The sequence below is a fragment of the Actinosynnema sp. NPDC049800 genome, assembly GCF_040656635.1.
Taxonomy (GTDB): Bacteria; Actinomycetota; Actinomycetes; order Mycobacteriales; family Pseudonocardiaceae; genus Actinosynnema.
Window position 1 is genome coordinate 112,947 of the sequence record NZ_JBFAMT010000012.1, and the last position, 19,990, is coordinate 132,936.

Annotated in this window: 17 protein-coding genes; 4 read left to right on the forward strand and 13 right to left on the reverse strand. The window is 72.2% G+C overall.

All coding sequences use genetic code 11. From position 1 onward, the window contains the following. Nucleotides 1-2: 2 nt before the first annotated feature. Nucleotides 3-1,274, forward strand: a complete 1,272-nt coding sequence (locus AB0I91_RS17255) for an MFS transporter (protein ID WP_499637450.1) — start codon at nucleotides 3-5, stop codon at nucleotides 1,272-1,274. Here AB0I91_RS17255 and AB0I91_RS17260 read toward each other — a convergent pair. After that, nucleotides 1,271-1,717, reverse strand: a complete 447-nt coding sequence (locus AB0I91_RS17260) for a MarR family winged helix-turn-helix transcriptional regulator (RefSeq protein WP_499637452.1) — start codon at nucleotides 1,715-1,717, stop codon at nucleotides 1,271-1,273. The two genes, AB0I91_RS17255 and AB0I91_RS17260, sit on opposite strands and share 4 nt — an antisense overlap. An 88-nt stretch (nucleotides 1,718-1,805) precedes the next feature. Between AB0I91_RS17260 and AB0I91_RS17265 the strand changes: the two genes are divergently transcribed. Further along, nucleotides 1,806-2,192, forward strand: coding sequence for a hypothetical protein (locus AB0I91_RS17265; protein WP_499637454.1), 387 nt, complete (start codon nucleotides 1,806-1,808; stop codon nucleotides 2,190-2,192). On the opposite strand, the gene proB is transcribed toward AB0I91_RS17265, so the two are convergent. The 6 genes from proB to AB0I91_RS17295 form a co-directional block, all read right to left on the reverse strand. Next, nucleotides 2,189-3,319 (reverse strand): glutamate 5-kinase, encoded by a 1,131-nt coding sequence (gene proB / locus AB0I91_RS17270; protein ID WP_498778335.1) that lies wholly within the window; start codon nucleotides 3,317-3,319, stop codon nucleotides 2,189-2,191. The genes AB0I91_RS17265 and proB overlap by 4 nt on opposite strands. Further along, complete coding sequence (gene obgE / locus AB0I91_RS17275) at nucleotides 3,316-4,773, reverse strand: GTPase ObgE (protein WP_499610922.1); 1,458 nt, start codon at nucleotides 4,771-4,773, stop codon at nucleotides 3,316-3,318. Before obgE ends, proB begins: the two co-directional genes overlap by 4 nt. A gap of 97 nt (nucleotides 4,774-4,870) precedes the next feature. Further along, nucleotides 4,871-5,134, reverse strand: a complete 264-nt coding sequence (rpmA, locus tag AB0I91_RS17280) for a 50S ribosomal protein L27 (protein WP_498778333.1) — start codon at nucleotides 5,132-5,134, stop codon at nucleotides 4,871-4,873. A 14-nt stretch (nucleotides 5,135-5,148) separates the two neighbouring features. After that, nucleotides 5,149-5,463, reverse strand: a complete 315-nt coding sequence (gene rplU, locus AB0I91_RS17285; RefSeq protein WP_053722830.1) for a 50S ribosomal protein L21 — start codon at nucleotides 5,461-5,463, stop codon at nucleotides 5,149-5,151. A gap of 226 nt (nucleotides 5,464-5,689) precedes the next feature. Further along, nucleotides 5,690-8,671: a translation initiation factor IF-2 N-terminal domain-containing protein gene (locus AB0I91_RS17290; protein ID WP_499637456.1), complete on the reverse strand. Its 2,982-nt coding sequence runs from the start codon at nucleotides 8,669-8,671 to the stop codon at nucleotides 5,690-5,692. A 190-nt stretch (nucleotides 8,672-8,861) separates the two neighbouring features. Continuing rightward, complete coding sequence (locus tag AB0I91_RS17295; protein WP_498778331.1) at nucleotides 8,862-9,593, reverse strand: TIGR03936 family radical SAM-associated protein; 732 nt, start codon at nucleotides 9,591-9,593, stop codon at nucleotides 8,862-8,864. 259 nt (nucleotides 9,594-9,852) lie between these two features. Here AB0I91_RS17295 and AB0I91_RS17300 point away from each other — a divergent pair, with 259 nt between their 5' ends. After that, nucleotides 9,853-11,334, forward strand: a complete 1,482-nt coding sequence (locus AB0I91_RS17300; protein ID WP_498778330.1) for a S8 family peptidase — start codon at nucleotides 9,853-9,855, stop codon at nucleotides 11,332-11,334. A gap of 1 nt (nucleotide 11,335) precedes the next feature. Here the strand turns inward: AB0I91_RS17300 and AB0I91_RS17305 are convergent, their stop codons facing one another. Beyond that, nucleotides 11,336-14,032 carry a LuxR C-terminal-related transcriptional regulator gene (locus AB0I91_RS17305; protein WP_499637458.1) on the reverse strand — a complete coding sequence of 899 codons (2,697 nt, stop codon included), beginning with the start codon at nucleotides 14,030-14,032 and terminating at the stop codon, nucleotides 11,336-11,338. A 259-nt stretch (nucleotides 14,033-14,291) separates the two neighbouring features. After that, nucleotides 14,292-14,801, reverse strand: a complete 510-nt coding sequence (locus tag AB0I91_RS17310) for a sigma-70 family RNA polymerase sigma factor (protein ID WP_498778328.1) — start codon at nucleotides 14,799-14,801, stop codon at nucleotides 14,292-14,294. Between the two features lie 232 nt (nucleotides 14,802-15,033). On the opposite strand from AB0I91_RS17310, the gene AB0I91_RS17315 reads away from it, so the two are divergent. Next, complete coding sequence (locus AB0I91_RS17315; protein WP_499637459.1) at nucleotides 15,034-15,855, forward strand: ferredoxin; 822 nt, start codon at nucleotides 15,034-15,036, stop codon at nucleotides 15,853-15,855. A gap of 33 nt (nucleotides 15,856-15,888) precedes the next feature. Here AB0I91_RS17315 and AB0I91_RS17320 read toward each other — a convergent pair whose 3' ends face one another. Genes AB0I91_RS17320 through AB0I91_RS17335 form a run of 4 tightly spaced genes read right to left on the reverse strand, consistent with a single transcriptional unit; the run spans nucleotide 15,889 to nucleotide 19,990 of the window. Next, nucleotides 15,889-17,856, reverse strand: coding sequence for a TIGR03960 family B12-binding radical SAM protein (locus tag AB0I91_RS17320; RefSeq protein ID WP_498778326.1), 1,968 nt, complete (start codon nucleotides 17,854-17,856; stop codon nucleotides 15,889-15,891). 32 nt (nucleotides 17,857-17,888) lie between these two features. Beyond that, the gene (locus AB0I91_RS17325; RefSeq protein ID WP_498778325.1) at nucleotides 17,889-18,299 is read right to left on the reverse strand and encodes a DoxX family protein; all 411 of its coding nucleotides are present in this window, start codon (nucleotides 18,297-18,299) and stop codon (nucleotides 17,889-17,891) included. Between the two features lie 42 nt (nucleotides 18,300-18,341). Then, a complete protein-coding gene (locus AB0I91_RS17330) occupies nucleotides 18,342-19,205 on the reverse strand; it encodes an ABC transporter permease (RefSeq protein ID WP_498778324.1) in 864 nt (287 codons plus the stop codon). Next, nucleotides 19,202-19,990: an ABC transporter permease gene (locus tag AB0I91_RS17335; RefSeq protein WP_499637460.1), complete on the reverse strand. Its 789-nt coding sequence runs from the start codon at nucleotides 19,988-19,990 to the stop codon at nucleotides 19,202-19,204. The genes AB0I91_RS17330 and AB0I91_RS17335 overlap by 4 nt, the downstream gene beginning before the upstream one ends.

The window sequence follows — 19,990 nt, forward strand, 5'->3', positions numbered from 1 at the left end:
CCATGGCTGCCCTGGAGACCGAGCCCCAGCACCGCCTGCCCGTCCGCAAGCTCGTCGCGGCGAGTATCGGGAACGCCATCGAATGGTACGACTGGACCATCTACGCGACCTTCTCGATCTACTTCGCCACCCAGGTCTTCCCCAAGGACAACCCGCAGCTCGCGCTGGTCAACACGCTCGCGGCGTACGCGCTCGCGTTCTTCTTCCGCCCCCTGGGCGGGTACCTGCTCGGGCGGTTCGCCGACCTGCGCGGACGGCGGACGGCGATGTTGCTGACCATCGTCCTGATGGCCGGCGGCTCGGTCGCCATCGGTCTGCTGCCGACCTACGCGCAAGTGGGGTGGCTGGCGCCGATCCTCCTGCTGCTGGCCCGCATCGCGCAGGGCCTGTCGCTGGGCGGTGAGGTCTCCAACGCCTCCGCGTACCTGGCGGAGATCGCGCCGCCGCACCGGCGGGGGCGGTACTCGGCGTTCTTCTACATCTCCACCGGCGCCGCGGTGCTGACCGCGTCACTGCTCGGGTACGGGTTGGCCCGCACGCTCGACAAGGCCGAGTTGGCGTCGTACGGCTGGCGCATCCCGTTCCTGGTCGGCGGCGTGCTCGGCCTGGTCGGCCTGTGGATGCGGCGCAGCCTGGAGGAGACCGAGCAGTTCGAGCACAACAAGGCCAAGGCCCAGCAGCTCAAGCACCCGCTGCTGACGACCCTGCGCGAGCACCCCAAGGCGGTCGGGCGGCTCGTCGGCTTCACCATGCTGTCGACGCTGTGCTACTACACGTTCTTCAGCGCGCTGACGCCGTTCGCGGTGACCAAGCGTGGCGCGGACGACGGGGACGTGTTCCTCGCCCTGTCCATCGCGACGGTCCTGTTCATCGCCCTGCAGTACCCGATGGGTGCGCTGTCGGACCGGGTCGGCCGCAAACCGCAGCTGCTGGTCTGGTCGGCCGCGACGGCGGTGCTGGTGGTGCCGCTGTCCACGCTGATCGGGCCGGGTGTCGGCAACCTGCTGCTGGTCTTCTGCGTCGGCCTCGGCCTCTACACGGCCATGACGTCGATCGCGCCCGCCGTGATGAGCGAGTTGTTCCCGACCGAGCTGCGCGCCCTCGGCATCGGCTCCTGGTACAACCTGACCGTGGCGCTGTTCGGCGGCACCGCACCGCTGGTGATCCAGTGGCTGCCGGGCAGCACGTTCTTCGTCTACGTCGCGGCCGGGGCCGCCATCGCGTTCGTCGTGATCCTCACGATGCCCGAGACGAAGGGCAGCGAGCTGCGCTAGTCCTCGGCGGTCAGACGGGCCAGCGGCTCGCCGGACAGGTCGCGCAGGGCGGCCAGCACCGTCGCGCGGCGGGCCGGGGTGAGTTCGGCCAGGAAGGCGTCCTCCATGCGCCGGACCGCGGCACGGGCGCCGCGCAACCGCTTGCGCCCCTCCGCGGTCGGCTCGATGATCCGCGCCCGCCGGTCGTCCGGATCGGGCCGCCGGGACACCAGCCCTTCGGCCTCCATCCCGTCGATGATCGCGACCATCTTCGTCTTGTCCACGTCGACCGCCCTGGCCAGCGCCAACTGGGTCGGCGCGGCGCCCCGGGACAGCTCGGTGAGCACGACGTAGGCCCACATGCCCAGCCCGTGCCGCTCCAGCAGCGGCAGTTCTGCGGCGACGAGCGCCTTGGCCAGCCGGTGCAGCAGCGCGGCGAGGTCCTGCCGCTCCTCCTCGACCATGCCGGTGATGGTAGTCACCACAAATCGTCTCAGTTTCCAACTATCTTGAGTTGAGACGATCTGTCGGGCGGAACACCGTGGAGTCGACGTGCTCAGGAGCAAGTGGATCACCGGCCCGGAGGCGGACTTCGCGGGACCAGTGCTGGTCAGCGTCACCGAGTTCACGCTGGCCGACCTCCGCCGCACGCCGGGCGCCTACCGGGCGGGCTTCACGCTCAGCCGCGAGTGGCCTCGCTTGAGGGGCGCGGTCGGCCTGTGGCTGTGGGCCGAACCGCTGCGCAAGCGCCTCGGCTCGGTGTCGGTGTGGCGCGATCGCGCGGGCATGCGCGGCTTCGTCGGCCTGCCCGCCCACGTCGCGATCATTCGGAGGTACCGGGATCTCGGCGTCACCCGCGCCACCACCTGGCACACCGACGACGTCGACCCGCACGTGATCTGGCGGGCGGCCGGCCGGTGGCTGGGTGACGGCGGCTAGGCCCGCAACGGCACCAGGTCGTCGGCGTGCACGACCTCGCGGCGCTGCTCGGCCGGGAGGTCGCTGGTCTTGCGGCCGATCAACGAGGGCAGCTCGGTGGCGTCGAACCCGACCACCCCGCGTGCCACCACGTGCCCGGACAGGTCGACCAGCTCGACCACGTCACCGGCCTCGAACGCACCTTCCACGCCGGTGATGCCCGCCGCCAGCAGCGAACGCCGGCGGCCGACGACCGCGGCCACCGCGCCGTCGTCCAGCACCAGCCTGCCGGTCGCGTCGGCCGCGTGCCCGAGCCAGAAGCGGCGGGCGGACAGCCTCGGGCCGGTCACCGCGAACGCCGTGCCGACGTCCGCCGTGCTCAACGCCCGGTACGCGTCCGCCGCACCCGCCAGCAGCACGGGGATGCCCGCCGACGCCGCCAGCCTGGCCGCCGCCAGCTTCGACGCCATGCCGCCGGTGCCCAGCCCCGACGCGCCGACCGAACCCGCCCGCACACCGTCCACGTCGGACGCGCCGGCCACCTCGGTGACGCGTCGCGCGCCCGGCTGCCGGGGATCGCCGTCGTAGAGCGCGTCGACGTCGGAGAGCAGGAACAACGCGTCCGCGCCGACCAGGTGCGCCACCAGGGCGGCCAACCGGTCGTTGTCGCCGAACCGGATCTCCTCGGTGGCCACCGTGTCGTTCTCGTTCACGACCGGCACCGCGCCCAAGGCCAGCAGCCGGGAGAACGTGCGCTGCGCGTTGCGGTAGTGCGACCGCCGCACGACGTCGTCCGCGGTGAGCAGCACCTGCCCGACGGTCAACGAGAACCGCCCGAACGAGTTCGCGTACGCGTGCGCCAACGCCAACTGGCCGACGCTCGCCGCCGCCTGCTGCGTCGCCAGGTCACGGGGCCGCCGCGTCACGCCCAACGGCGCGAGACCGGCCGCGATCGCGCCCGACGACACCAGCACCACCTGGCTGCCCGCCGCGCACCGCGCCGCGACCGCGTCCACCACAGCGTCCAACCGCGCCCGGTCGAGCCCGCCCGCGGCGGTGGTCAACGACGACGACCCGACCTTCACCACGACCCGGGACGCCGCGGACACCGCCTGCCGGGCCTGCGACGCCGCCACCGATCCGATCACTCGTCGTCGTCCTCGTCGAACTCGTCGTACTCGCCGGGGATGCGACGGGCCTTCTTCGCCGCCAACCGCTCGGACGCGCCGACGCGGTTGCTGGCCTCCAGCCGCGCGTCCGTGCCGCGGCCGCTCATGGTCATGGCGATGCCCGACGGCGTCGTCGGCTCCCAGTCGAACACCAGGTCGCCGATGGTGACCTGGCAGCCCGGCTCGGCGCCCTTCTTGACCAGCGCGTCCTCGACGCCGAGGCGCGCGAGCCGGTCGGCGAGGTAGCCGACGGCCTCGTCGTTGTTGAAGTCGGTCTGCCGGATCCACCGCTCGGGCCGCTCGCCGCGCACGATGAAGCCGCCCTCGGTCAGCGGGTCCTCCACCACGGTGAAGCCCTGGTCGTCCACGGCCCTGGGCCGCAGCACGATCCGCGTCGACTCCTGCTTCGGCTTCGCCGACCGGTACTCCTCGACCACGCGCGCCAACGCGAACGTCAGCTCGCGCAGGCCCTCGCGGCTCGCCGTGGACACCTCGAACACGGGCAGGCCGCGTGCCTCGATGTCCGGGCGCACCAGCTCGGCCAGCTCGCGGGCCTCGGGGACGTCGATCTTGTTCAGCACCACGACGCGCGGCCGTTCGGCCAGGTCGTCGGCCAGGGAGGGGGTGTACTTCGCCAGCTCCTCCTCCAGCGCGTCGATGTCCGACAGCGGGTCGCGGTCCGCCTCGTAGGTCGCGCAGTCCACGACGTGCACCAGCACCGCGCAGCGCTCGATGTGCCGGAGGAAGTCCAGGCCGAGGCCCTTGCCCTCGGACGCGCCGGGGATCAGGCCGGGCACGTCCGCCATGGTGAAGATGGTCTCGCCGCCGGTGATCACGCCCAGGTTCGGCACCAGCGTGGTGAACGGGTAGTCGGCGATCTTCGGCTTGGCCGCGGACAGCACCGAGATCAGCGAGGACTTGCCCGCCGACGGGAAGCCGAGCAGGCCGACGTCCGCGACGGACTTCAGCTCGAGCACGAGGTCGTGCTGCTCCCCCGGCTCGCCCAGCAGGGCGAACCCGGGCGCCTTGCGGGCCTTGGACGCCAGCGAGGCGTTGCCGAGGCCGCCGCGGCCGCCCTGGGCCGCGATCAGCCGGGTGCCTTCGCCGACGAGGTCCGCGACCACCTCGCCGTCGGGTGTCATGACGACCGTGCCATCGGGCACGCGCAGTTCGAGGTCCGCGCCGTGCGCGCCGTCGCGGTTGCCGCCCTGGCCGCCCTTGCCGCTGCCGGCGGCGGCGTTGGGGCGGAAGTGGAAGTCGAGGAGCGTGTGGACCTGCGAGTCCACGACCAGCACGACGTCGCCGCCCTTGCCGCCGTTGCCGCCGTCGGGGCCACCGAGCGGCTTGAACTTCTCGCGGTGCACGGACGCGACCCCGTTGCCCCCGTCACCTGCGGCGACGTGGATGACGACCCGGTCGACGAAGCGGGACACGGGGGACTTCCTTTCCTAAAGAAGCAACGAGGGGCGGGAGCCGGAATGCACCGGTCCCGCCCCTCGTCGGAGGTCGTTCCGTCGTCGCCCGAGGCGCTTAAGCAGCAGCCTCGACCGGGACGATGTTCACGGTCTTGCGACCGCGCTTGGTGCCGAACTCGACCGCACCGGCCGACAGCGCGAACAGCGTGTCGTCCTTGCCGCGGCCGACGTTGACGCCGGGGTGGAACTTGGTGCCGCGCTGGCGGATCAGGATCTCACCGGCCTTGACGACCTGACCACCGAACCGCTTGACGCCGAGGTACTGGGCGTTGGAGTCACGGCCGTTGCGGGAGCTGGAGGCGCCCTTCTTGTGTGCCATGGCTAGTCAGATCCTCACTTACCGGTGATGCCGGTGACCTCGACGCGGGTCAGCTTCTGGCGGTGACCCTGGCGCTTGTGGTAGCCGGTCTTGTTCTTGAACTTGTGGATGCGGATCTTGGGGCCCTTGGTCTGCTCGACGACCTTGCCGGTCACCGAGAACTTCGCCAGGGCGTCCGCCGCGGAGGTGACGTCATCGCCGTCCACAACGAGGAGCGGCGCCGCGAAGGTGATCTCGGTGTCCGGCTCGCCTTCGAGCTTCTCGACCTCGATGACGTCGCCGACAGCCACCTTGTACTGCTTGCCGCCGGTCTTGACGATCGCGTACATCGGGACGGAAGTCTCCTGCTACTCGACGGGACGGGATCGCGCGCGCCTCGGCTGCACTGATAACGAGCGAGCTGGGCTTCACGCGACAGGGCCCACCGGACGGCGGGCCGCGTATCAGGTTACGTGGCGGTGGACGGCGTGGTCAAACCGGGGTGGGCGTACCGACCTGGAAACGCCGGAACCGCTGCTCAGACGGGCTGCGCAGCGGTTCCGGCGAGGCGTCGGGTCAGCTCTCCTTGACCCCGTCCAGCGGCGGCCCGGCGGGCCGGGAGGCGGCACGGCGGGCCGTGCGGCGACGCGTGGTCACCGCGGGCGCGTTCGGCTCGACGTGGCCGTTGACCGCCTGCTCGGCGACCGGGGCCGGAGTCGAGTCGCTCGGCCGGGTGACCGGCGGGACCTCCACCGGCGCCACCGCGACGGGCGGGGTGACGGGCTCGGGCACCATGGCGGGCTTGGTCACCCGCCGGCGGGTCCGCCCCGTCTTGACGGGCGCCTCGACCGGCGCCGACGGGGTCTCGACCGCGGCGACCGGCGCCGACGGCGTCTCGACGTCCAGCTCCGGCTCGGGCTCGGCAGCGGCCTCGGCGACCGCCGCGGCGGGCTCGGCGACCGGCTCCTCGACGGGCACCTCGGCCACCGCCTCGACCGGGGGCTCCACCGGGGCGGGCTCGGCGGGCGGGGCCGCCTGGGCGGGCTCGGAGACCGGCTCCGCGACCGCCGTGTCCGCGCCCGCGGCAGGGCTCGTCGGCGTGGCGGCGAACTCGTCGCCGTGCTTGACGACCGCACCGGCCTCGCGGCGGGCCCGGCGGCGTTGGCGGCGGTCGCGCTTCGGGGTTTCCGGCGCGGCCTCCTCCTCCACCACGGCGGACACGGGCTCGACCGACGCCGGCTGCTCCGCGATCGCCTCGGGCTCCTCGGTCGGCTCCACGGTCTGCTCGGCCACGGGCTCCGGGGTCTCCGCGTGCTTGGCGCGGCGCGACTTGCGGCCACCGCCCTGCTGCTGCGACGGCTGCTGCTGCTGTTGCTGCTGGCCACCGCCGCCGTTGCCGTGCGCGTGCATCGACTCGGTCGTCACGACCAGGCCGCGCCCGCGGCAGTGCTCGCAGGTCGTCGAGAACGCCTCCAGCAGGCCGGTGCCGACCCGCTTGCGCGTCATCTGCACCAGGCCCAGCGACGTCACCTCCGCCACCTGGTGGCGGGTGCGGTCACGGCCGAGGCACTCGGTCAGCCGGCGCAGCACCAGGTCGCGGTTCGACTCCAGCACCATGTCGATGAAGTCGATCACGATGATGCCGCCGATGTCGCGCAACCTGAGCTGGCGGACGATCTCCTCGGCCGCCTCCAGGTTGTTCCGGGTCACCGTCTCCTCGAGGTTTCCACCCGATCCGGTGAACTTGCCGGTGTTGACGTCGATGACCGTCATCGCCTCGGTGCGGTCGATGACCAGGTAGCCGCCCGAGGGCAGCCAGACCTTGCGGTCCAGCGCCTTGAGCAGCTGCTCGTCGATGCGGTACTCGGTGAACGCGTCGCTGGTGCCCACGTGCTTGCGCAGCCGTTCCTGGAGGTCGGGCGCGACGTGCCGCACGTAGCCGTCGATGGTCTCCCACGCGTCCGAGCCCTGGACGACGAGCGCGGCGAAGTCCTCGGTGAACAGGTCGCGCACGACCTTCACCAGCAGGTCCGGCTCTTCGTACAGCAGCTGCGGGGCCTGGGCCTTGGGCGTGTCGGCCTTGTCCTTGATGACCTGCCACTGCGCCTGCAGGCGGGTGACGTCGCGGGCCAACTCCTCCTCGGCGATGCCCTCCGAGGCGGTGCGGATGATGACGCCCGCGTCCTCGGGGACGACGCGCTTGAGGATGTCCTTGAGGCGCTTGCGCTCGTTGTCGGGCAGCTTGCGGCTGATGCCGGTCGCGCCACCGCCGGGCACGTACACCAGGAAGCGGCCGGGCAGGCTGATCTGGGTGGTCAGCCGGGCGCCCTTGTGGCCGACCGGGTCCTTGGTGACCTGCACCAGCACGCTGTCGCCGGTCGAGAGGGCCTGCTCGATCTTGCGGGCCTTGCCCTCGAGGCCGGCCGCGTCCCAGTCGACCTCGCCCGCGTACAGCACCGCGTTGCGGCCGCGGCCGATGTCGATGAACGCCGCCTCCATCGAGGGCAGCACGTTCTGCACCCGGCCGAGGTAGACGTTGCCGACCAGCGAGCCGGTGCCCGACGAGGTCACGAAGTGCTCGACCAGGACGCCGTCCTCCAGCACGCCGATCTGCGTGCGGTCGCCGCGCTCGCGCACCACCATCGTGCGCTCCACGGCCTCGCGGCGGGCCAGGAACTCGGCCTCGGACAGCACGGGGGCACGGCGGCGACCGGCCTCGCGGCCGTCACGGCGGCGCTGGCGCTTGGCCTCGAGCCGGGTCGACCCGCGGACGCTGCGCACCTCGTTCTGCGCGGCCTCGGAGTCGGCCTTGTCGTCACGGGCGTCGCGGCTGGGCTCGCGGACGTGGACGACCGTGTTCGGCGGGTCGTCCTCGCTCGGCGCGGCCTCTTCGTCGGCGCCGGTCTTGCGGCGACGGCGACGCCGACGGCGGCGGCTGCCGGGGCCCTCGTCCTCGGCCGACGCCTCGTCGGCGGTCTCGGCCTCGGCTTCGACCGCCTCGGCCTGCTCCTCGCCGTTCTCGTCGTCGCCGTTCTCGTCGCCGACGCCCTTGCCGCGACCGCGGCCACGGCGGCCACGACGGCGGCGGCGGCGGCCTTCGCCCTCGTCGCCGGCGTCGTCGGCGGCTGCGTGCTCGTCGGTGTCTTCGTCGGTCTCGTCGAGGTCCTCGTCCCGACTGACCGGGGCTTCCTTGACCACCGGGGTCGGCGGCAGGAACACCGCGGACGGCGGCGCGAACAGCGGCACCAGCGGCGCGACCTCGCGGGCCACCCGCACCGGTTCCTCGGTCTGCTCGTCCACCTCCCCGGTGACGATGTCGTCCCAGTTCAGGAGGCTCTCGGCGACCTTGAGCGCGAGATCGCGGCTCACGCTGGACTGCGCGCCCTTCACCGTCTCACCGAGGTCGGCGAGGGCGGCCACCACGTCCTTGCTGCTCGCGCCGAGCAGCTTGGCCAGCGCGTGCACCCGCAGCTTGGCGGGCAGGTCCGCCAGATCCGGGTGTCCGGGTGTGGCGTTACCCCCGCCGGCGGCGCCGGCAGGCTTTTCCGTGTTCGACAATGCAGCTCCTCCGCCCCCGGGCGCGTCCCAACCGACGCGGCCGCGCAGGGGCCTCTCTTGTCCACTCACCGCCGCGGCTGGCGGCGGGAATCCTTGCCTCGCGCTGTGGCGCGCACCCGTGGGGCACGCGGCACAGCAGGTCCTATAACACTTTCGACGACGCCGTCAGCGCCGCTCCGACACCGCCCGGTCAGACCTCCGCCGCCCTGTCCAGGGCAAGCGGGTCGACCAGGCCGCCTTCATCGTCCAGCCGCCCCTGCGCCATCCGGGTCGCCTTCGCGGGGACCGGCGGAACCAGGTCGGCGACGACTCGGAGCGCACTCAGCACGTCGTCGGGCCTCACGGTAGGGGTTGTCTGCCGTACGACCGTCATGAGTATCCCACACGGCTGTGACAAATCTCGTGCATCGTGTCCGGCGTCGCTCGAATGCGCCTCGACCTCGGCCGACACGATCGCCGGCCGCACGTCCACGATCTTCTTCCCGTCCTTGGTCAGCCGCTCGACCTCGACGGATGCCGAGCCCATCAGCGCGGTCACGGCTTCGGTCAGCTCTTCGGGCGACACGCCGGGCAGCTCGACCCGCCACGCGCTGGCCTCGATCCGCTCGGGCAGCGTGCCGCCGGCGGACTGGACGACCTCCAGCACGTCCAACCCGGGCGGGAGCACGGCGTCCAAGGCGGTCCGCAGCGCCTCCGGGTCGACTTGGTCGACGACGGACACCTCGACGTACTCGGCCTCGCTCGCCACGCCCGTGGGCGCCGCGCCGACCCATGACACCTTCGGGTGAGGGCTGAAGCCCTGGGAATAGGCCATGGGGACGCCTGCCCGACGCAGCGCGCGCTCGAACGTGCGCGCGATGTCACGGTGTGACGTGAACCGCAGCCGACCGCGTTTGGCGTAGCGCAGTCGGAGCTTCTGCACAGGTGCGGCCGACGGGTTGGGCTGCTGCTGGCGGCTCAGTGCTACTCCCCTTGGGTGCCGGGTGGCCCGCGACGGGGTGAGCACCCCGACGGTCCACGCTCCTACTCCACGAGGACGGTACCTTGGACCTGTTCGGCACCGTTGCGCTTGTCTGCTCCGCCCGGTCTGGCTACGGTCCGGCACCAGCACTCCGATCGACGGTTCGCCCTGACGTCGGCTCGACGGCTCCCCCGTCACCGGTCCAGCCTGGAGGTCCCCCGTGCCTCTGCACCGCCGCGCCCAAGCGGTCGCGGTCAGCGCGGCGCTGCTCGCGTCCGGCTGCTTCTCGGTGACCGCGGCCGCGGCCGAGCCCGAGACGCGGGCCGCCGCGGTCGACTGCGTCCAGCCCGGTCCGACGCTGCGCTACCTGGTCGTGTTCGCCCCCGGCACCAGCGCGCCGCTGGCCGACGCCCAGATCACCGCCGCGTGCGGCACGACCGCCCACTACTACCCGCAGATCGCGGTGGCCGTGGCCGTCTCGCCGGACCCCCGGTTCGGGCGGCACATCGGCCCCGACCGGGCGTACAGCGCGCAGGCCGACGGCCTGTCGAAGCGCAACGGCGCACCCGCCAGGCAGAAGAAGAAGGACGACGAGACGGCCGGAGCACGCGCCGCGGGCGGCACGGCGGACCGCACGGCCGAGCAGTGGGACATGGACCTGATCCGGGCGGCCGAGGCGCACGCGGTGAGCACGGGCAGCCGGGACGTGGTGGTGGGCGTGCTCGACTCGGGCATCGACCCGACGCACCCCGACCTGGTCGGCGCGCTGGACCCGGCGCTGTCCGCTGGCTGCACGACCGGCGTGGCGGACCCGTCACCCGCCGCGTGGGCGCCGACGACGTCCGGGCACGGCACGCACGTCGCGGGCACGGTCGCGGCGGCCGACGACGGCCTCGGCACGACGGGGGTGGCGCCGGGCGTGCGGATCGCGTCGGTGAAGGTCGTGGACGACGCCGGGTTCATCTACCCCGAGTACGCGGTGTGCGGGTTCATGTGGGCCGCCGAACGGGGCATGACCATCACCAACAACAGCTACTTCATCGACCCGTGGGTGTTCACCTGCCAGGACGAGCAGGGCCAGTCCGTGGTCTACGAGGCGGTGCGGCGGGCGGTGGACCACGCGTCCGGCCGCGGCGTGCTGACGGTGGCGGCGGCGGGCAACGCGGCGGCCGACCTGACCAAGCCGGGCCGGGACGTCCTGAGCCCGACCAACGCCGCGCCGGAGGACGTCAAGCCGCGGCCGGTGGACAACACGTGCCTGGTGCTGCCGGCGCAGCTGCGCAACGTGGTGGCGGTGTCGTCGGTGGGCGCGGACAAGGTGAAGGCCGGGTACAGCTCCTACGGGCTCGGCGCGGTGGACGTGACCGCGCCCGGCGGCGACCGCAGGCAGGCGCCGGACGACGGGCAGGGCGGGTGCGTGCTGTCGACCGTGCCGGCCGCCGGGTACGACTACTCATGCGGCACGTCGATGGCCGCGCCGCACGTGTCCGGGGTGGCGGCGCTGCTCGCGTCCTCGCACCCCGGCGCCACCCCGCTGGACCTGTCGAAGATGCTCAACGCGCAGGCGGAGACGGTGCCGTGCCCGCCGGACTACGACCTCAACGGCACGGGCGTGCAGGACGCGTTCTGCACGGGCCACTCGGAGTACAACGGCTTCTACGGCCACGGCATGGTCGACGCGCTCGCCGCCGTGCGGGAGTAGGTCAGGCGGAGTACTGGTCCTGGTGGCGGCGCAACGCGCCGGCCAGGTCCGCGCGACCGGCGATGCCGAGCTTGCGGTAGGCGCCGGACAGGTGCAGCTCGACCGTCCGGCGGGTGAGGAACAGGGCTTCGGCGATCTGCCGGTTGGTCAGGCCCTGCGCGGCCATGCCGGCGACGCGGGTCTCCTGCTTCGTCAGCCCGTGCGCGGTGCCGTGCGCGGTGGCCGGCTCGCACGCGCGCAGCTCCGCCGCGGCACGGCGGATCAGCGGCTTGGACTCGCACCGGGCGCTGAGCTCGACGGCCAGCCGCAGGTGCGGGATGGCGCGTTCGGCCTGGCCGCGGCGGCGCAGTCGGGCGCCCAGTTCGAGCAACGCCTCGGCGTGCAGCAGCCGGGCGACCGATCCGGTCAGGTAGTCCACCGCCTTGAGCAACGCCCGGGTGGCGGCTTCGTCGTCGGTGGTGAGCCCGACCGAGACCAGCGCGGCGCCCATGGCCCGGGGCGTGCCCCAGCGCTTGGCGCGGGCGAGGTCCTCGGCGGCCAGCCGGGCGGCGGCCTCACGTCGTCCCAGCGCCAGGTGCGCCCGCACGGCCGAGGACCGCCAGGGCAGGACCGCCGGACTGTCTACTTTGGACGCGGTGAGCCTCCGGCCGCACTCGAGCAGGTCCGCGAGCGCCCCGGCCGGGTCGTCGGTGGCGAGCTTGAGCCTGCCCCGCGCGAACAGCGTCACGTTGTGCTGGAACAGCTCGGGCAGCTCGTCGGCGAAACCGTGGCGCGCCAGCAGGTCCCGGGCCTCGTCGAACCGGCCGAGGTCGACCAGCACCTCCGCCAGCCTGGCCGCGCACAGGATCGCCATGGGGCACACCGCGACCGCGCCGAGCTCGTCGAACAGCCGCAGCTGCCACTTGAGGAACGTCTTGGCGCGCACCAGGTCGCCGCGGGCGAGGAAGTCCATGCCGTGCGCCATCGACACGACGGTGCCCTTGCGCAGGTGGTAGTCGTGCGGCTCGGCCTCGCTGCCGATCATGCGGCGGAACCGCTCGGACAGGTCGGGCGCGTCGGCCATGAAGCACGTGCTGACGGTGAACACGAACGGCTGGACGAACACGTCGACCCGGTCGCCTGCCAACGCCTCGGCCGCGTGCCGGACGGCGTCCTCGGCCGACTCGCCGCGCAACGCGTGCCCGAGCGACAGCAACGCGGAGTGGACCTGCCGCAGCCTCGGCGAGCGCGGCACCTCCGATTCCAGCTCGTCGGTGAACATGCTGGCGCGCAACGCGAGGCCGACGTTGTTGCCCGCGCTGGCCAGGTAGGCGAGGACCCGCAGCTCCCACGACTCGTCGTGCTCCTGCGACGTGAGGCGGGACACCAGTTGCAGGCCGATGGACACCGCCAGCCGGGCTTCCGGTCCGCTGCACAGCCGCAGCAGCATGGTGACGGCCTGCCCGGCGGCGGAGCGGGCGTCGTCGGCGTGCGCCAGCGCGTCCCGGAGCCGGTCCATACCCGCGGCCGGGTCGACCAGGAACGTGATGTGCACGAGTTCGAGCTGCACGGCGAGCCGTTCGTCGGAGGACAGGCGTTCCTCCAGCGCTCGCTCCAGGTAGTCCTGCGCGGCGTCCAGGCGGTCGTCGTAGGTCGCCTCCCGTGCCGCGCGGCGCAGGATCTCCACACCCCACGGGAGCGGCACAGCGCGCGCTCCGCGCAGGTGTTCGGCGATCCGCCGATCGGGCGCGCCCTCGTCCCTCAGCAGCACGGCGGCGCGCGCGTGGTCGGCGGCCCTGGTGGCGACCGGCAGATCGGCCAGCACGGCGTTGCGCAGGTACGCGTGGGCGAAGCCGAGGACGTGGTCGTCGCGGAACACGCACAGCCGCACCAGGCCGTCGATGAGCCGCAGCGCGCGCCGGGGTTCGACGTCCGCCATCGCGGCCAGCCGGCCCACGGTCGCGTCCTCCCCCAGCACGGCCGCCGCGCGCACCACCTCCGACGCGCCCTCGTAACGACCCAGCCGCACCCGCAGCGCCGCGCCGATCTTCGCCGAGCCGAGCGCGTGCACGTCGGCCGCCGTGGCGCCGGGCCGCAACTGCCCGGCCAACGCCCGCAGCAGCTTGGGGTTGCCCCTGGTCACCTCGCGGCAGGCCGCCGCAGGCGCGTCACCGACCAGCGCGGCGACCGCCGGCACGTCCAGGCCGGTCAGCTCGACGTGCTCGTGGTGCGCGGCCACCAGTTCGGGCAGCGTCACCTCGCCGACCGGCGACTGGCCCGTGGTGGCGGCCAGCAGGACCGCCAACGGCCGGTCGGCGACCCGGCGCAGCACGAACGCCAGGCAGCGCAGGGACCAGCTGTCGGACAGGTCGACGTCGTCCACGGCCAGCAGCAGCGGCCCGCGGCCGAGCGCGGCCAGGACCACGCGGTGGAACCAGTCCAGCGGCTCGGCCGGGCCGTCGTGCAGGCCCTGCGCCAGCCTGGTGATCACGCCGCCGCGCAGGTCGCTCTCCAGCCGTGCCCCGGTCGCGGTCGCCACCGTGAAGCCGAGGTCGCGCGCGTCGTCGGCGATGGCGCGCAGCAGGGCCGACTTGCCGATGCCGATCTCACCGGTGACCAGCAGGCTCGTGGTCCGGCCGGCGAGCACGCCGCGCAGCGCCGAGCGGGCGGCGCGCAGTTCGCGGTCCCGGCCGGGCACGGTCGGGTTCGATGCCGTCACCGGAGAGCTCCGATCTGCTGCGGCGCAGCCGGGGCGGTGGATCGCCGACCACCACGGTAGGACGCCTGTCCAGTCCCTTCGGTACCGAAGGATCGCGATGGCGGTCGCGGAATTTCCTTCGGTGCCCTCCGTAGAGACGCGACGCCGGACGTCGAGAAGAATCGAGGCTCGACTTCCCGCGAGCCGATTCGCCGGCCTCGCGAACAATGCGCGCGCCGCGCTCGTCGAATTTCTTCCGGCCGACCGGTGACGGCCTTTCTCAGTGCCACTCCCGCAACGCCCGGCGGAGGATCTTCATCGCGGTGTAGACCCGCGACTTCACGGTGCCCTCCGGTATGCCGAGCACCACCGCCGCCTCACGCACCGTGCGACCGCGCACGTAGGTCTCGTAGATCGCGGCGCGGTGCTCCTCGCCCAGCCTGCCGATCACGTCGTTGAGCACCATGACGGACAGCCGCTGCTCGGTCTGATCCGGCACCTCGACGGTGTCCGGGCTGGTCAGCTCCACCTCGCGGGGTCTGGCCCGCCTCGTGCGCCACCCGTCGATGACGATCCTCCCGGCCACGGTGAGCAGCCAGCCGCGCAGCATCCGCGGGTCGCGGACCAGCGTCTCGGCGTTCTGCCACGCACGGATCAACGTCTCCTGGACCACGTCCTCGGCCCACTGCCGATCACGGTTGGTCAGGCCGAGCACGTGGGCGTACAACCCACCTTTGAACTGCTCGTACAGCGTGGTGACGAGTTCTTCACCGGACCGCTCGCCACCCATTCCGACACTGCCCGCTGAATTCATGGGCAATCGACCTCCCGGAGTTCACGCGCGGCGGGGCGAATGAGACTTCCGCGAAGGTACTACAACTCGGGATCACCGCCGGAGTCACCGGAGATCTATCATGTGATGTAGATCACATGTCTTGATTGAACCTTCAGTGAACCGTCGCACCCGACGTTCGTAGTTCCTCTTCAGAGGGTGTACCACGCCATTAACAGGGGGTGTGCACGTGGTGCTCGCGGTCTCGGGACACGACGTCGGGGTGTGGGAGGTCGCCGCGCTGTCCGGTCGGCTGGCGTACGTGGCGATGTGCCTGGCCGCGTGCTGGGGCGTGCTCACCGCCACCGGCTGGGTCCGCCGGATCACCGGCCGGGCCGCGTTGCGCGCCACGCACCAGGTGCTGGCGACGTTCGCGGTGGTCCTGGCCGTGTCGCACGCGGTGTCGTTCCTGTTGCTGGACAACGGCTCCCTGGCGGCCTACCAGCTGCTCGTGCCGCTCGTCGGCGGCGGCGAGGTGCGGCACGCGCTCGGCGTGGTCGGGCTGGAGCTCATGCTGGCCGCGTCGGTGACGGCCGCGTTGCAGCGCACGGTGTTCTACCGCGACTGGCTGCGCGTGCACCGGCTCGCGTACGTGGGCGTGTGGCTCGGCGCGATGCACGCGTGGCTGGGAGCTTCGGCGAGCGGGCACGTCGCCGTGGTGTGGCTGGGTGGCATAACCGTGCTGATGCCCGCGGTCACGCTGACCGTGCTGCGGTTCCTGCCGCCGCGGGTGCTGGTGCGGATCGGTGTGGTCGAGGCCGATCCGCCGCCACCGCCACCGCCACCGGTCCGGGACGAGCCCGCCGGTGTCCGGGTCGCGGTCGACCACGGGCGGTGCCGGCACTACGCGTTGTGCCAGGCGCAGGCGCCGGGCGTGTTCCGGGTGCTGGACGACGGGCGGCTGCGCTACGCGCGCAACCCGGACGCCGACCAGGCGCCGCAGGTGCGTGCGGCGGCGCGCGTGTGCCCGATGCGCGCGATCCGGGTCGACGCGGCCGAAGCCCGCCCGTGAACTGCCTGCCCGTGAGCCGTCGACCCCAGGCCGTCAGCTCCGGGCCGTCAGCTCCGGGTTGCGCACCGGGGAGCCCTTGCCCACCGGCGAGATCGGCAGCAGCGTCCGCCCCGTCGGCCCGACCTCGATGTCGGTGCCCATCGCGGGGCACACGCCGCAGTCGAAGCACGGCGTCCAGCGGCAGTCGTCCTGCTCGCGCTCGTCCAGCGCGTCCTGCCAGTCCGCCCAGAGCCATTCCTTGTCCAGGCCCGAGTCCAGGTGGTCCCAGGGCAGGACTTCCAGCTCCTCGCGCTCACGCGTGGTGAACCAGGCCAGGTCCACGCCCAACGGCGGCAGCTCGGCCTCGGCCGCCGCGACCCAGCGGTCGTAGGAGAAGTGCTCGGACCAGCCGTCGAACCGGCCGCCCTCGCGCCACACCCGTTCGATCACCAGGCCGATGCGCCGGTCGCCGCGCGAGAGCAGCCCTTCGATCAGCGACGGCTTGCCGTCGTGGTAGCGCATGCCGATGTTGCGGCCGAGCGAGCGGTCGGAGTTCACCGCCTCGCGCAGCAGGCGCAGCCTGTTGTCCACGGTCTCCGGGTCGCACTGCGCGGCCCACTGGAACGGCGTGTGCGGCTTGGGCACGAACCCGCCGATGGAGATCGTGCAGCGGACGTCCTTGCGGCCGGACACCTCGCGGCCCGCGCGGATGACGTTCTTGGCCATCTCGGCGATCTGGACCACGTCGTCGTCGGTCTCGGTGGGCAGACCGCACATGAAGTACAGCTTCACCTGCCGCCAGCCCGCGCCGAACGCCGCGCTGACCGTGCGGATCAGGTCCTCCTCCGACACCATCTTGTTGATCACGCGGCGGAGGCGTTCGCTGCCGCCCTCGGGCGCGAACGTCAGGCCCGAGCGGCGGCCGTTGCGGGACAGCTCGTTGGCCAGGTCGATGTTGAACGCGTCCACCCGGGTCGACGGCAGCGACAGGCTGGTGTTCGTGCCCTCGTAGCGGTCGGCGAGGCCCTTGGTGATCTCGGCGATCTCCGAGTGGTCCGCGCTGGACAGCGACAGCAGGCCGACCTCCTCGAACCCGGTCGCCTCCAGGCCGCGCTGCACCATCGCGCCGATGCCCTCGATCGACCGCTCGCGCACCGGGCGGGTGATCATGCCCGCCTGGCAGAACCGGCAGCCGCGCGTGCAGCCGCGGAAGATCTCCACGCTCATCCGCTCGTGCACGCTCTCCGCGAGCGGCACCAGCGGCTGCTTCGGGTACGGCCACGCGTCGAGGTCCATCGTGGTCCGCTTGAACACCCGGTACGGCACGCGTTCGCGGTTGGGCACCACGCGCTGGATGCGGCCGTCGGGCAGGTACTCGACGTCGTAGAACCGGGGCACGTACACGCCGCCGGTCTCGGCGAGCCTGGTCAGGATCTCGTCCCGACCGCCGGGACGGCCCTCGGCCTTCCACGCGCGGACGATGTCGGTGATCTCCAGGACGGCTTCCTCGCCGTCGCCGAGCACCGCCGCGTCGACGAACGGCGAGATCGGCTCCGGGTTGAACGCCGCGTGCCCGCCCGCCACCACGATGGGGTGGTCCTCGGTGCGGTCGGCGGCGTGGATCGGGATGCCGGCCAGGTCGAGCGCGTTGAGCAGGTTCGTGTAGCCCAGCTCGGTCGCGAAGCTCACCCCGAGCAGGTCGAACGCGCCGACCGGCCGGTGCCCGTCGACGGTGAACTGCGGCACGCCGTGCTCGCGCATCAGCTTCTCGAGGTCGGGCCACACCGCGTAGGTCCGCTCGGCCAGCACGTCCGGCTGCTCGTTGAGGACCTCGTACAGGATCATGACGCCCTGGTTGGGCAGCCCCACCTCGTAGGCGTCCGGGTACATCAACGCCCACCGCACCGCGGCGGCGTCCCAGTCCTTCACGGTGGCGTTGAGTTCCCCGCCGACGTACTGCACCGGCTTGGACACCCTCGGCAGCAGGGGTTCCAGGGCGGGGAAGACCGACTCGACACTCACGCCGACCAGGGTAACGGCAGTGCCCGCACGCGTCAGAACAGCGGTCCGGTGATGGTGAGGCCCAGCTCGGACCCCGGGCCCGCGTACAGGCCGAAGAACATCAACGCGCCGCCCGCGAGGGCCACGTCCTTGTTGAACTGGATCATCTCGACCTGCTTGGTCTGCGGGTCGGTCTCCTTCCAGAAGTTGTGCATGAGGAACGCCGTCGGCAGCAGGAACAGCACCAGCAGCAGCGCGCCGAGATCCGCCCACACGCCCAGGAGCAGCATCAACCCGGCGACGACCATGAGCACGCCGCTGCCGAACGTGGCGGCTTTCGCCGACGGGACGCCCTTGGACGCGGCGTAGCCGGCCATGGCTTCGGTCTGCGTGAGGTGGCCCATCGCGGAGCCGAAGAACAGGAAGACGAACAGGATCCGGCCGATGAGTGCGATGACGTCCATGACGACCTCCGGTACTCGGGGTTCGTCCAGTGTTCAACCAGGTCAGGTCAGCAGCAACTTGCCGAGCCTGCGTGCGGCGACGACCACCCCCACGACCACCATCACCGCGAAGTACGCGACGTGCGTCAACGCGCCCCAGCCGACATAACCCGTGGTCAGCGCCCTCATCAGCTCGATCGCGTGGTAGAGCGGTGTCCACTGGACCACGGTCTGCAACCACCCCGGGTAGACCGACAGCGGGTAGAACGTGGTCGAGAACAGGAACAGCGGCATCACGGCCAGCTGCACGAGGTCGAAGTCCTGCCACGAGCGCAGGTAGGTCGCCGCCGCCATGCCGACCGCCGCGAACGCCAGCGCGACCAGCAGGCACGCGGGCAGCGCCAGCAGCGCCCACGGCGAGCCGATGAGCCCGAACCCGAGCATGACCACGATGAAGCCGGCCGAGTACAGGCCGCCGCGGATGAGGCACCAGGCCGCCTCGCCGAGGGCGATGTCGACCGGGCCGAGCGGGGTGGCCAGCACGGCGTCGTAGGTCTTGGCGTACTTGAACTTGAAGAACAGGTTGAACGTCGCCTCGAACACCGCGCCGTTCATCGCCGAGGCGGCCAGCAGGGCGGGCGCGACGAACACGGCGTACGGCATCGGCCCGCCGGGGCCGTCGACCGTGGTGACCAGCTGGCCCAGGCCGTAGCCGAGGGAGAACAGGAAGAACAGCGGCTCGAAGAAGCCGGAGATCACCGACATCCAGCCACGCCTGCTGACCAGGTACGAGCGTTCGACCAGGACGTGCGCGCGGCCCGCGTACAGGCCGGGCGGCACGACCCGCAGCAGCAGGCCCGCGCCGGTGCGCGGCGTGACCGGCCGGCTGGGCTCGACCAGGTCGGTCGTGGAGGTCTCGTTGGTCATACGGCCAGCCTCCGGTGGAAGTAGCGGCGGCCCAGGACGACGCCGAGCGCGAGCAGGGCCGACAGGTAGGCGACGTGGCCCAGGGCGGGCAGCAGGCGCAGGGTGCCGAACGTCGCGCCGCGGGCCAGCTCGATGCCGTGCCAGACCGGGGTGAGCCAGGCCAGCGGGTGCACCCAGCCGGGCAGTTGGGCCAGTGGGAAGAACGCGCCGGTGAACAGGGTCATCGGCAGCAGCAGGAAGCGGAAGATCGCGTTGAACGAGTCCGGTTTCTCCCTGGTGGCGGAGTAGGCGACCACGGGCGCGCTGAACGCCATGCCCGCCAGCGTGGCGAACGGCACGGCCAGCACCGCCGACGGGCTGATGATCGCGCCCAGGGCCACGGCGATGCCCAGGAACACGGCGGTGCCCGCCGCCAGGCGCAGCGCGATCCACAGCAGCTGGCCGTTGAGCACCTGCGCGGGCGTGACCGGGGTGGACACCGTCGCCAGGTACGTGCGCTGCCACTTGAACGCCGAGAAGACCACCCAGGTGGACTCGAACATGGCGTTCTGCACGGCGGTGACGACCAGCAGGGCGGGCGCGAGGAACACCAGGTACGGGTAGCCGCCGGTGGCCGCGCCCTCCCGCACCTGCGAGCCGAAACCGATGCCCATGGCCAGCAGGAACAGCACGGGTTGCAAGAAGTTCGAGATCACCGTGGCCCGCCAGTTGCGGCGGTACCAGGTCCAGTGGTGCTCCACCGCGATCAGCGCGGCGCGCCACGAGCCGACGACGTGCGCGCTCAT

What these genes read in the sequence shown, in the direction of transcription:
- rplU (WP_053722830.1), bottom strand. Translation starts at nt 5,463, where the DNA reads ATGTACGCGATCGTCAAGACCGGCGGCAAGCAGTACAAGGTGGCTGTC.
- AB0I91_RS17255 (WP_499637450.1), top strand. Translation starts at nt 3, where the DNA reads ATGGCTGCCCTGGAGACCGAGCCCCAGCACCGCCTGCCCGTCCGCAAG.
- AB0I91_RS17260 (WP_499637452.1), bottom strand. Translation starts at nt 1,717, where the DNA reads ATGGTCGAGGAGGAGCGGCAGGACCTCGCCGCGCTGCTGCACCGGCTG.
- AB0I91_RS17330 (WP_498778324.1), bottom strand. Translation starts at nt 19,205, where the DNA reads ATGACCAACGAGACCTCCACGACCGACCTGGTCGAGCCCAGCCGGCCG.
- AB0I91_RS17325 (WP_498778325.1), bottom strand. Translation starts at nt 18,299, where the DNA reads ATGGACGTCATCGCACTCATCGGCCGGATCCTGTTCGTCTTCCTGTTC.
- AB0I91_RS17310 (WP_498778328.1), bottom strand. Translation starts at nt 14,801, where the DNA reads ATGGGTGGCGAGCGGTCCGGTGAAGAACTCGTCACCACGCTGTACGAG.
- rpmA (WP_498778333.1), bottom strand. Translation starts at nt 5,134, where the DNA reads ATGGCACACAAGAAGGGCGCCTCCAGCTCCCGCAACGGCCGTGACTCC.
- AB0I91_RS17335 (WP_499637460.1), bottom strand. Translation starts at nt 19,990, where the DNA reads ATGAGCGCGCACGTCGTCGGCTCGTGGCGCGCCGCGCTGATCGCGGTG.